7 protein-coding genes and 1 pseudogene are annotated in these 12,671 nt (G+C 66.7%); 6 read left to right on the plus strand and 2 right to left on the minus strand.

Annotated features, from left to right (window positions below):
- Positions 1 to 521 precede the first annotated feature (521 nt).
- The 6 genes from ACQR0W_RS33410 to ACQR0W_RS33435 are packed head-to-tail and all read left to right on the plus strand — an operon-like array spanning position 522 to position 7,152.
- Entirely contained in the window at positions 522 to 2,297 is a 1,776-nt protein-coding gene (locus ACQR0W_RS33410) for a thiamine pyrophosphate-requiring protein (RefSeq protein WP_316187477.1), read from the plus strand.
- On the plus strand, positions 2,297 to 3,403 hold the full coding sequence (locus tag ACQR0W_RS33415) for an enolase C-terminal domain-like protein (protein ID WP_315718337.1): 1,107 nt from the start codon (positions 2,297 to 2,299) through the stop codon (positions 3,401 to 3,403). Before ACQR0W_RS33410 ends, ACQR0W_RS33415 begins: the two co-directional genes overlap by 1 nt.
- Positions 3,400 to 4,377 (plus strand): hypothetical protein, encoded by a 978-nt coding sequence (locus ACQR0W_RS33420; protein WP_316187478.1) that lies wholly within the window; start codon positions 3,400 to 3,402, stop codon positions 4,375 to 4,377. The genes ACQR0W_RS33415 and ACQR0W_RS33420 overlap by 4 nt, the downstream gene beginning before the upstream one ends.
- Entirely contained in the window at positions 4,370 to 5,038 is a 669-nt protein-coding gene (locus tag ACQR0W_RS33425; protein WP_315718335.1) for a gluconate 2-dehydrogenase subunit 3 family protein, read from the plus strand. Before ACQR0W_RS33420 ends, ACQR0W_RS33425 begins: the two co-directional genes overlap by 8 nt.
- Positions 5,028 to 6,719 (plus strand): GMC family oxidoreductase, encoded by a 1,692-nt coding sequence (locus ACQR0W_RS33430; protein WP_315718334.1) that lies wholly within the window; start codon positions 5,028 to 5,030, stop codon positions 6,717 to 6,719. Before ACQR0W_RS33425 ends, ACQR0W_RS33430 begins: the two co-directional genes overlap by 11 nt.
- Positions 6,709 to 7,152, plus strand: a complete 444-nt coding sequence (locus ACQR0W_RS33435; RefSeq protein ID WP_316187480.1) for a PPC domain-containing DNA-binding protein — start codon at positions 6,709 to 6,711, stop codon at positions 7,150 to 7,152. The genes ACQR0W_RS33430 and ACQR0W_RS33435 overlap by 11 nt, the downstream gene beginning before the upstream one ends.
- A gap of 66 nt (positions 7,153 to 7,218) precedes the next feature.
- Here the strand turns inward: ACQR0W_RS33435 and ACQR0W_RS33440 are convergent, their stop codons facing one another.
- Entirely contained in the window at positions 7,219 to 10,485 is a 3,267-nt protein-coding gene (locus ACQR0W_RS33440) for a hypothetical protein (RefSeq protein ID WP_315718397.1), read from the minus strand.
- Positions 10,485 to 12,671 (minus strand): annotated as a pseudogene (locus tag ACQR0W_RS33445) (hypothetical protein); the annotation flags it as partial. The pseudogene ACQR0W_RS33445 and the gene ACQR0W_RS33440, both read right to left, overlap by 1 nt.

Here is a 12,671-nt window from a genome sequence, read left to right on the forward strand (position 1 = left end):
AGCGGCAATCCCACGCCAAAATTTCTGCTGTTCCGCACGCCCCGCAACTGGTGGGCGCCCCAATGATCCCAGCTTGCCCCGCGTTGACCGTTTCTTTCGAATGCCCATCGCAACCTCCTCATCGAGTGTTGCGACGACCAATTGAATCCACCGGATGTCTCGGCTGAACCTGTGGTTCCTGCGCCTGCATCTTTTTCGCAGGCGGGCCATGGGCGCGGCCAGCGCCCGGCATTCCCCGCGTCCTCTGTTCTCTGGAGGGCGGAACGAACCGGACAACTCGGACGCATCGCGCGCCGCGAGGCCGTTGCGCATTGCGGCTGGCGCCGCGCGCGGGCGAGGCGGCGCCGCGGCGGACCTTCGGCGCATCCGACCGGTTCCCCGGGCGAGCAGCAGGTGCCGCTCGGTGAGTTCTCCGGAACAACATGAATTCTCGTTTAGTCAGCAACGATTTGTCGACCCGGCACGTTTGATGGACAGCAGCAGCGCCGCTCCCAGCCATTTCCGACCCAGGGACCACGTCCATGAACGTCAGCGAATTCGTTTGGCATCGTTTATCCGAATGGGGCCTTCACCGCGTGTACGGATATCCCGGCGACGGCGTGGGCGGTCTCGACGTCGCGCTCGACAAAGCGCAGAACGTGATGAGCTACGTCCAGGTCCGGCATGAGGAGATGGCCGCGTTCATGGCGTCGGCGCATGCGAAGTTCACCGGACAGGTCGGGCTCTGCTACGCCACATCGGGCCCCGGTGCGATCCATCTGCTGAACGGGCTCTATGATGCCAAGATGGATCACGTGCCGGTGGTCGCCCTGGTCGGCCAGGCCGCGCGCGCCTCGATCGGCGCGAGCTATCAGCAGGAGGTCGACCTCAAGACGCTGTTCAACGATGTCGCCGAATATGTGGAACAGGCGACCGTGCCGGAGCAGGTCCGCCACCTCATCGACCGCGCCGTCCGCATCGCCCATACTAGGCGCGCGGTGACCTGCATCATCCTGCCCAAGGATCTGCAGGAGATGGACTACGAGGATCCGCCGCTCACTCACGGCACCACGCATACGGGCCTCGGCTATGCCGGGCCGGCGCAAGTTCCTGACGCATCGCCGCTCCGTGCCGCGGCCGACGTGCTCAACAGCGGCCGCAAGGTCGCCATGCTGGTCGGCGCCGGCGCGCTCGGGGCAACTGACGAGGTAATCGCGGTCGCCGAGCGGCTGCAGGCCGGCGTGGCCAAGGCGCTGCTCGGCAAGGCCGCCCTGCCCGACGATCTTCCGTTCGTGACCGGCTCGATCGGCCTGCTCGGCACCAAGCCGAGCTGGGACATGATGAAGTCGTGCGACACGTTCCTGATGGTCGGCTCGAGCTTCCCCTACAGCGAGTTCCTGCCGAAGCCCGGTGACGCCCGCGGCGTGCAGATCGACATCGACGGCACCCGGCTCAGCCTGCGCTACCCGATGGAGGTCAATCTCGTCGGCGACAGTGCGGCGAGCTTGCGCGCGCTGCTGCCGCTGCTGGAGCAGAAGCCGAAAGACAGCTGGCGCAGCGGGATCGAGGACGGCGTGCAGGACTGGTGGGGGACGCTGGAGCGCCGCGCGATGGACTCCGCCGATCCGCTCAACCCTCAGCGCGTATTCTGGGAGCTGTCGCCGCGTCTGCCCGACAACGCCATCGTCACCGCCGATTCCGGCTCGGCCGCCAACTGGTACGCGCGCGATCTGAAGATGCGGCGCGGCATGAAGGCTTCGCTGTCCGGCGGCCTCGCTTCGCTCGGTGCCGGCACGCCTTACGCGCTCGCCGCCAAGATGGCCTATCCCGAGCGCACCGTGATCGCCTGCATGGGCGACGGCGCGATGCAGATGAACGGCATCAACGTGATGATCACGATCGGAAAATATTGGCGCGAGTGGAGCAATCCCCGCCTCATCGTGCTCGTGCTCAACAATCGCGATCTCAACCAGGTCACCTGGGAGGAGCGCATCCAGCTCGGCACCGGCAAGACGCTCTCGACCCAGAGCATTCCCGACTTCGCCTATCACCGCTACGCCGAACTGATCGGTCTCAAAGGCATCTTCGTCAACGATCCCGATCATGTCGGCGCCGCCTGGGACGAAGCGCTATCGGCCGATCGGCCGGTGATCCTGGAAGCCTACACCGACCCCAACGTGCCGCCGCTGCCGCCGCACATCACGCTGAAGGACGCCAAGAACTTCATCAGCATGATCCCGTCTGAGCCGGAGCTCGCCAGCGTTCTCAAGAACAGCGCCAAGGAGTTGGTGACCAGCATTCTGCCGGGAAAAGACTGATGCTCTCCGCCGTTCCGATCGAAAGCCTCCGCGTCGGCGCGTTTGAGATCCCGACCGATCTCCCCGAGGCCGACGGCACCATCAGTTGGACATCGACTACCCTGGTGCTGGTCGAAGCGTCCGCGAGGGGCAGGATCGGGACCGGCTACACCTTCGCGCATGCGTGCATCGGCCGCCTGATCTCGGACACGCTGGCGCCGCTGGTCGAAGGTGCCGACGCGCTCGCGCCCGAGCGCATCTGGGCGGCGATGCAGCGAGCCATCCGCAATCTCGGCCGGCAGGGTCTCGCCGCGACCGCGATCTCGGCGATCGATACCGCGCTTCACGATCTGAAGGCGCGGCTGCTGGATCTGCCGCTGTGCACGCTGCTCGGCGGCGTCCGCCATGACATTCCCATCTATGGCAGCGGCGGCTTCACCACTTATTCGGACGACCAGTTGCGCAGGCAGCTCGCCGGCTGGGTCTCGGAACAGGGCTGCGCCTACGTCAAGATGAAGGTCGGCTCCCAGCCCGCGCGCGATCCACATCGGGTCGAGGTGGCAAGACTCGCCATCGGCGAGCGCGCCGAGCTGTTCGTGGACGCCAACGGAGCCTACAGTGCGAAGAAGGCGCTCGAGCTCGCGCAACCGTTTGCCGACCTCGGCGTGAGCTGGTTCGAGGAGCCGGTATCGTCGGACGATCTGCCGGGCCTGCGCCTGGTCCGCGAACACGCGCCTCCCGGGCTCGACGTTGCCGCCGGGGAGTACAGCTACACGACCGATCAGGTGCGGACGATGCTGCAGGCCGACGCAGTCGACGTCCAGCAGGCCGACATCACGCGGTGCGGCGGCGTCACCGGCTTTCTGCAGATCGCGGCGCTCTGCGACGCCTTCCATACCGATCTCTCCGGCCATTGCGCGCCTGCCCTGCATCTGCATGCCGCCTGTGCCGCGCCGCGCCTGCGGCACCTCGAATGGTTTCACGACCACGTTCGCATCGAGCACATGCTGTTCGATGGCGCACCTCGGCCCAAGGGCGGCGTGATCGCGCCGGACCTGGGCCGTCCCGGCCATGGCCTCGTCTTCAAACACGCCGACGCAGTGTGCTATGCGGTGAGTGCGGCATGAGCAGCAATAATGATTTTCTGGTCGGAGCCGGCGTCGTGATCTCGGCGCTCGCCGCCACTACGCTGCTCCAGCGGCCGGCGAAAGCGAACCGGCGCAGGCGCGTTCCGGCCCTGACAACACCGATATCACGTCCGCGACCGGGCGCGTCGGTGCGCGCAGCACAGCGGCTCAACCGCGCCGCGGGCATGCTGGCCGCCTCGGTGCTCGCCGACAGCAGCGTCGAGCACTATCGCGGCTCGTTCAAGAACAAGGCGATGTATACGCCGCTGGTGGTATCGGCGGTGACCTTGGCAACCAGCGCGCATGGTACCGCAGACAGGCGGCCGTTCGCGCACCTGCTGCGCGACGGCGGCTACCTGCTGGCCGCGGCCACCGGGCTGATCGGCACGGGGTTTCACGTCTACAACGTCACCAGGAAGGTCGGCGGCTTCAGCTGGCAGAATTTGTTCTATGGGGCGCCGCTCGGCGCCCCGATGGCCATCCTGCTCTCGGGCCTGCTGGGCTTCTGCTCGGAGCGCGTGCGCGAGACCAGCCGGTCGCGGCGGCCGCATGTGTTCGGCCTGCCGGCCGCGCGCACCATCGCCGCGGTCACGGCCGCCGGCCTGCTCGGGACGTCAGGCGAGGCCGGGCTGCTGCACTTCCGCGGCGCCTTTCACAACCCGTTCATGGCAGTGCCCGTCACCCTGCCCCCGCTGGGCGCGGCGATGCTGTTCAACGTCGCGGCGCGCGACCCGGACAGGACCCACGACCGGCGGCATCGCCTCACGCGCGCCTGGATGTGGCTGCTGGCGGCGATGGGTTTTGCCGGCGTCGGCTTCCACGCCTACGGCGTGTCGCGCAACATGGGCGGCTGGCGCAATTGGAGCCAGAACGTCCTCAACGGCCCGCCGCTGCCGGCGCCGCCCAGCTTCACGGGGCTCTCGCTCGCCGGCCTCGCCGCGCTTGGACTGATGAGGGAGCATCCCGATGCATGATCAGCCGCGCCCTTCAAGCATCCCGAACCGCTATCCGGACTACGACGTGCTCGCAAAGCGCGACGGGCCATCGTGGAACGACAAGACGCGCGAGGTCGTGGCGCAACGGCTGGCGATCACCGCGACGCCGCTGTTCTTCTCGGCCGGCGAATTGCAGATGGTTGAAGCGATCGCCGCGCGGATCGTTCCTCAGCCCGCGGTGCGCCCGGCCATCCCGGTAGCAGCGCTGGTCGACCGCAAGCTCCACGCGGGCATCTCCGACGGCTATCGTCCCGCTGGAATGCCGAGGGAACGCGAGGCATGGCGGCGGGGTCTGCGCGCGCTCGATGTGGAGGCGCGCAATGCCTACGGCCAGAGCTTTGCCTCGCTTGCGGAGCCCGAGCAGGACCAGCTGTTGCGCCGCGCTGAGGCGGCGGAGCTGAAAGCGCCCGACTGGGGCGGCATGCGCTGCACGGATTTCTTCAAGCGCCGGCTGCTGCACGATATCGTGCTGGCCTATTACTCGCATCCCACCGCATGGAGCGAGGTCGGCTGGGGCGGACCGGCGAGCCCGCGCGGCTATGTCCGTCTCGACGACAACGCGCGTGACCCCTGGGAGGCGGCAGAGGCAGGACCCGGCAGCGAGGCCGAAGCCGCGAGGATCAACCGCCATGTCCGATGATCCGCTGCAGACGCCGCGCGCGCGACAGGGCCGTGCGCCGGACGTGTTTCGTCCGGGCGGCTGGGTGCCGATGCGCTGCCATCGCGACGACGAGCCGGTCGATTTCGTCATCGTCGGCACCGGCGCCGGCGGCGGCACCTTGGCCTGCAAGCTCGCGGAATACGGCTTCTCGGTCGTCGCGCTCGATGCCGGCCCGTATTTCCGTCCACTGGAGGATTTTGCCTCCGACGAGGCCGAGCAGACCAAGCTGTATTGGACCGACGACCGCCTCGTCGACGGCGCCAATCCGTTGCAGCTCGGCAGCAACAACAGCGGCAAGGCGGTGGGCGGCTCGACCGTCCACTTCGCGATGGTCTCGCTGCGTTTCCGCCCCGAATGGTTCAAGTCCCGCACCCTGCTCGGCTACGGCGCCGACTGGCCGCTCGACTGGCGCGAGATGTGGACCTACTACACCGAGGTCGAGCAGGCGCTGAAGATCTCGGGCCCGATCACCTATCCCTGGGGGCCGAAGCGGCCGCGCTATCCGTATCGCGCCCATCCGCTCAATGCGGCCGCGCGCGTGCTCGCCCGGGGCTGCGAGGCGCTCGGCATCTCCTGGACCGAGACGCCGCTCGCCACGCTCTCGGCGCCGCGCGGACTCGCCCATCCCTGCGTCTACCGCGGCTTCTGCGTCGCAGGATGTTCGACCAACGCCAAGCAGAGCGCGCTGGTGACATGGATCCCGCGCGCGCTGGCTGCCGGCGCGGAGATCCGCGACCTGGCGATGGCCGGTCGGATCGAGGTCGATAGTGGCGGCCTCGTCAGCGGCGTTCACTATCACCGCGAGGGTGGCTGGCACTTCCAGCGCGCGCGCAACGTGGTCGTGGCGGGCTATGCGATCGAGACGCCGCGGCTGCTGTTGAGCTCGGCAACCGACCGATATCGCGACGGGCTCGCCAACAGCTCGGGCCTGGTCGGCAAGAACCTGATGACACAGTCGAACCAGGCGGTGTGGGGCGTGATGGACGACGAGATCCGCTCCTACAAGGGGCCGCCATCGCTGGCGATCACCGAGCATTGGAACTACCAGGACTGGGACAAGGACTTCTTCGGCGGCTACGCCTATATGAGCCAAGGGCCGCTGCCGCAGCTCTGGGCCAATACGCAGGCGCAAGCGCGCGGATTGTGGGGCGCGCCGCTGGTCGGAGAGATGACCAGCTACAATCATGTCGCCGGCCTCAAGATCGTCGGCGAGATGCTGCCGCAGGAGCGCAACCGCGTCACGCTGGCCGACGAGGTCGATCAATACGGCCTGCGCATTCCCCGCGTGACCTACTCCTGGTGCGACAACGACAAGCGCCTGATCGATCACGCACTGGGGTTCATGCACCGCGCCCTGCAGGCCGCCGGCGCGAAGGACATCTGGGTCCAGGAGGACGATACCTGCCATCTCAATGGCACGGCGCGCATGGGCGACGATCCCAGGACCAGCGTCGTCGACGCCGATTGCCGCAGCTGGGACATTCCCAATCTGTGGATCTGCGACGGCTCGGTGTTCCCCACGGTCGGCGGCGTGAACCCGTCTCTGACCATCCAGGCCATCGCCTGCCGTACCGCAGACCGGATTCGTGCGGTGGCACGCCGGGGAGAGCTCACGCGCAGGCGAGGCGCACAGACGAAGGTGGCGACCCATGCAACATAAGCTGCTCAACGGCGGCGGCGGCCTGCGCACGTTCGCGGTCGTGCTGCAGACCGGCGACGAGGCCATGGAGTGCCTGCGCCGATTCGCGCGCGAGGCGCGCCTCGAGGCCGCGCAGATCACCGGCATCGGCGCGTTCGAGAAGGTGATGCTCAAATATTTCGACTGGGGCGACCGCGAATATCTCGACAACCCGGTCGACGAGCAGGTCGAGGTCGCCTCGCTGGTCGGCGACGTCGCGCTGGCGCCCGATGGCGAGCCGTCCGTCCATGTTCATCTGGTCGTCGGCAAGCGCGACGGCGCCGCAATGGCCGGGCATCTCGGATCGGGCCATGTCCGCCCGACCCTAGAACTCATCATCACCGAAGCGCCGGCGCATCTGCGCAAGGTCCACGACCCGGACTCGGGCCTCGCGCTGATCCGGCTGGATGCATGATGGGACTCGGTCGGGCGTTCGCGCTTGCCTTCGGACGCGGCTTAACCGCCACGACGACCGGGCAGACTATCTTGCCCGATTGAACTGGTAGGAGCCCTGGAGAAACACGCCATAACGCTCCGTCGTATATCGCAGCACCTGATTGAACGAATCGACCGCATTGGTGCTGAGATGCCACCAGCGCCCACCGATGCCGATGCGGAAATTGTCGGTCAACTGGTAGTTCAGCACGGTCTCGGCCTGGAATCCGGATCCTTGTCCCGAGGCGGGATCGCGCCCGAAGGTGAAATAGTGCGTGTCGATCGCATTCTGCGAAGTCCAGACATAGGCGGCCTCTGCCTGCCAGCTCAGCCGGTCCGACAGCCGCGTGTCGAGTGAGACACCGGCCCGTCCGCTATGCCAGCGATCCTGCTCAGTCACCACCTTCACGCCTGCCCCAAGAGCCGGACTGCAGATCGTCGGATTGCCACCCACCTGGGTGCAGCCCCGCGCGTCGACCGTTTCTGTCCAATATTGATAGCCGACGAAGGCGCCGAGCCGGAAGCGGTCCGTCTCCAGCAGGTTGAAACCGACATCGAGATTTGCGTATTGCAGCCGCCCGCCCACGCTGCTGACGGTCTTGGACGACGGATTGACGAAGGGCGCAAAGTCCTCGTCGACGAGCGTGCCCGAGCTGATCTTGCCCGCTCCGAAATAGCCCTTCAGAAACATGTTGGTGAACGGGCCGTCGAGCGCATCGACCCTGAAGAACATCTCGCCGCTGTGCCCGGTCATGCCGCCATAGGCGAGCCGGGAGACCTGAAGCGTCGCAGCCTGATCGGCGAAATAGCGGTATCGATTCTGCCCGGAGCTGAACCAGTAGCGCACTCCGGTCTCCAGCATGTAGGACGGCAGGATCGACGCGCGCGACCGCAGCGGCATATCGCCCGAGCCCGCCCCCTGGCCGCCCTGCAGCGCCGCAGGCCTGGCCCAGGCGCAACTGACAATCGAGGCGTTGCACTTCGTGACACCGTCGGCGTTGAAATCGCGCCGCAACGTGACCGTCGCGAACAAGTCCTTGGTCGTCGTCTTGACGTTGGCCAGCGTGCTGTCGACGAACCGGTAGCCGATCTCCGTTTCCAGGCTGATCTCCTTCGACCAGAGATAGCTGACCAGCAGCGACGGCAGAATCGTGTACTCCTTCAAGTCGGTCTTCGTCCCGGACCTGTACCCCGCCCGCAGCCGCGGGCTGATGGCGAGATCGGGCGTGATCGGATAGCGCGTGGCGAGATCGAGCACGTAGAACTTCGAATCCGCCAGGCTCGCGTACCGCAGCGCGCCCATGAACAGATCGCCCGGCTTGATGATGCCGTTCCCGGTCAGTTGAGCCGACAGATAATATTCGAGGCCGCTCGCCGGCGTGCCGTCGACGCCTCCGGAGGGCAGCGTGCCGGTCAGATTGGTCACCGTGGCATCGGCCGCGACCTGCCAGGTCTCGTTCAGGGGCCGCGAATAGCTCACCATCGCCGACTGGAACGTCGGCGTGCGGTCGATCGCGAGCTGCCTGATCTCGCCGGCCGTATTGAACTTCATCATGTCGTAGAGCGTGAGGAACGGCTGCCCCTGCAGCGCATTCCAGGTCGAGAGAAATGGCACCCTTCGATAATCGAACGAGGCGTTGACGACCGACTTGTCCTCGAACGTATAGGTTCCGGAGAACACGGCCGCATTGAGCGCACGGAAATGCGTGTCGTAGTCGATCAGGCCGAGCAGCGACTTGTTGGTGTCGAAATAGCGGAATTCGGCGCCGATGGCCTGGCGGTCGACGATGTTGCGGTCGTATTGCGTGATCAGATAGACCGTAGTCTCGAGGCCGCCCAGGATCTTGCCGAAGTCGATGCTCGCGCCATAGAGCGTCTTGCCATCCTTGAACGGTGCGTCGAAACGGCTCCAGTTCGGCGAGCCTGCGAGCACGTTCAGGCGCAGCCCGGGGCTCTTCTGCCAGCTCAGCACCGCGCCGTCGAAGCGGCCGATCACGCCGCCGGTGTTGCGGGACTGCCGTCCGACGCGCAGCGTCACGTCGGCCTCCTTCAGCGTGTAGTCAACCTGGGCGGTCGAGACGCCGTATTTGTCGTTTCCGGTATCGAACTGGCGCTCATGGGTGAAGGCCAGCCTGAACTTGGTCCTGATGCGATCGTTGTCGGCGGTGCCGAGAAAGTCGAAATTGGTCAGCAGCGTGTTCTGATGCACCCGGTGCGCGTCGGGATCCGCATTCGGGTTCGGCGCAATCGCCCTGTCCTTGACGGCGCTGGTCGTGTCGTTCGTGATGAAGGTGGTCGAGAGGCTGCCCGACATCGACCAGCGGGTGTCGCCGTTCGGCCCTGCCGCCTTGGTCGGCATGCCTGTCCCCATGTCTCCGCCCTCGGGCGTGACAGAAGACATGTCGCGCGGCCGCGCCGGTGCGCTGCCGGTCGCGGTGAGAAGCGCAGCGAGCCGCTGCCTCACCCGCTCGGCGCCCTCGCCGCTCGGATAGCGGCGCAGATAGTCTTCATACTCCGCCTGCGCGGCAGCGGTCTGGCCGGCCTTCTGCCGCGCCACGCCGAGCAACTCCTGCGCCTCGGCGCTCGAGCCGTTCTCGGGGAGTTTCAGCACCTTTCGCAGGAGATCGATCGCGGCGCTGAAATTGCCTTTCTTGATCGACGCGCGAGCCTCGTCCATCGAGGCCTCCGCAAACCGGATGTCCGCCGCGGACGCCTGCTGCATCGTGCGATTGTCGTTGCGGACCGACGCCGCCGCGCCGGGGATCGCAACCGGTTTCGGCGCATCCGGAGCGGCTACGCTCGGCACCAGGGCTTTCACCTTGCACGCCGAGACCGGGCCCTTTCGGGCCACCACGATCGCCACCTGCTCGAAGCTGCCGGATTGGACGATCTGATAGGTGAACTCGCCGGCAAACTGGACGACGAGGATTGGTCCTCTGTTCTGATCGAGCGTCAGATAGACGTCCTGGATGCCGGAGCCCTGGGCGTTGTCGACACGCACGCCTTCGCGCCTGACCAGGCGGCGCGCCATGATTGCGTCCCGATCGACCAATTGCAGCGAGACGCTGAGCTGGCTGCCCTGGTCGAGCGGGAAATGCCCGGTGTAGCGGACACGAACGTGAAAGTTGACCCGCAGAAGGCTGCAGTTTCCGATCGTCGTGGCAGTTGCATTGGCGACGAACTGATCGATGACCGGCTGGGCCGGTGCAACGCCAAAGGCTCCGTCGAGCAGGATTGCGAGCAGGCCGGCCAGCAGACTGATCAGCCATCCCGCCGACCTCGCCGCCGCTGCTTGTCCGAAGCAGCCGCGCATCACCAGCCGCCTCCATTGACCCGGTGCTGCCGCTGGCGGCGGGTGATGATGGTGGTTTGCGATTTGTCAGCATAGATATGGCATGCGCCGGTGCAGTCCTTGAGCTCGGCGACGGTGTAGTCCATCGGCGCCGGCTTCACGAGCTTGGCGTGCTGCTGCGGGCGGAAATCATTGGCGTGGCAGGCGGCGCAGTCGGGCTTGTAGGCCGCGAACTTGAACACGACGGCTTGCGAATTGCCGCTGTGGCAGGCGGTGCAGCCAATGGCCGCGCTATGGTTCGGATAGCTTGCCGACATATGCCGGTAATTGACCGAGCTCCAGCTCACCGTCCGGTGGCAGCTCTCGCAGGGGACGTTGGTCACGAAGTGCTTCGGCGACTTGCCGGTGGCATTGGAGCCGTTGTGACAGCTGGCGCACGGCGCAGTCAGGCTGGTGTGATCCATCCGCGCGCCCGAGAACGACACGGTGTTCTTGTGGCAGCTCTCGCATGGCGCGCTGGTCGCGACGTGCTTCTGCGGCTTGCCGGTCGCGGCCATGCCGTTGTGACAGCTCGCGCAGGCCGCCATCGTGCCGGTGTGGCTGAACCGGGCGCCGCTGAACGTCGTCGTGCTCTTGTGGCAGGTCTCGCACGGCGCGCTGGTCGCGACGTGCTTCGGCGGCTTGCCGGTCGCGGCCATGCCGTTGTGGCAGCTCGCGCAGGCCGCCATCGTGCCGGTGTGGCTGAACCGGGCGCCGCTGAACGTCGTCGTGCTCTTGTGGCAGGTCTCGCACGGCGCGCTGGTCGCGACGTGCTTCTGCGGCTTGCCCGTCGCGGCCATGCCGTTGTGGCAGCTCGCGCAGGCCGCCGTCGTTCCGGTGTGGCTGAACCGGGCGCCGCTGAACGTCGTCGTGCTCTTGTGACAGGTCTCACACGGCGCAGTGGTTGCGACGTGCTTCGGCGGCTTGCCGGTCGCGGCCATGCCGGTGTGACAGCTCGCGCAGGCCGCCGTCGTTCCAGTATGGCTGAACCGGGCGCCGCTGAACGTCGTCGTGCTCTTGTGACAGGTCTCACATGGCGCAGCGGTTGCGACGTGCTTCGGCGGCTTGCCAGGCGCGGTCATTCCGTTATGGCAGGATGCGCATGGCCCTTGCGCCGTCATGTGATTGAATCTGGAGCCGGCCTCCGTGGTGCTCGATCCGGCAAGCCCTGCCCTTGGATTGAACGTCGGCAGCAGCGACGGAAGCCGACCGGCATTCTTCGCTTCCGGCGAGTCGCTACCAGTATCGGTCGGCAAGAGCCTGCCGCGGGGATCGTTCGGCAAGAGTGGTGATGTCGCGGATGTCATTCGGGACGGCGTGCTCAACGGTTGCGGCACGGACGTCGTCGCGCCGCCAGCTTTGACCGAACTGTCGGGCTTGGAGGAACCGGACGAACTGGCGGAGGCCCCTGCTTCGGACCCCGCTGTCGGAGCCGTCGACGTCGCAGCCGTGTTCGCCAGCGGCTTGCTGCTGAACAGGAGCGTCGAACTGGATGGCGCAGCGGGCTTGGCGGCAGCGCCGGCCGCAGCAGCGGCCTGAGATGCAGCCGGTGCGGCGCTGGTACCGGGTGCTGCATCGGGATTCGTTGCTGCCGTCATCGTGCGGTTGGCGGTCGATGCCGGCGTCACCGCCTTGACGGCCGGGGCCTGAGCCGGAACCACCGACCGCGCCGTCGTGGAGCAGCCTGCTGCCGGCTTCTGCGGGTCGTCGTCCCAGGTGGAGAAGTTGGCGGCGGCGCGCACGTGGCAGCATCCGCAATCCTGCGTCTTGGCGCTGTGATCCGGCCCCTGCGCACCTCTGCGGCCCTGGCTGCGATACGAGCCGTTGTGACAGCTGTCGCAGCGCGTGGCATGCACGGCAGCATGGCTCATCGTGTAGGTCGCGAAGCTCGCCGCCGTGTTGCTGTGGCAGTTCGAGCACTGCACGCCCGTCACCGGAATATGCGGCGGGGTGGTCAGGCCTTTCGCGCTCGAACCATTGTGGCAGGCGGAGCAATTGGTGTTGGCCGCAGAGTGGGTGAACGCCGCGCCGCCCCAGCTCACATATCCGCCGCTGGCCGCCTTGCTGTGACAGCTGACGCAGTCGGCGCCACCGGTGGCGACGTGGTTCGGGTACGACGCGGTGCCCATGGCACCCTTGGTGCCCTGGCCGGTGAAGCTGCCGTTGTG

This window comes from Bradyrhizobium sp. HKCCYLRH1034 (assembly GCF_051168375.1).
GTDB lineage: Bacteria > Pseudomonadota > Alphaproteobacteria > Rhizobiales > Xanthobacteraceae > Bradyrhizobium.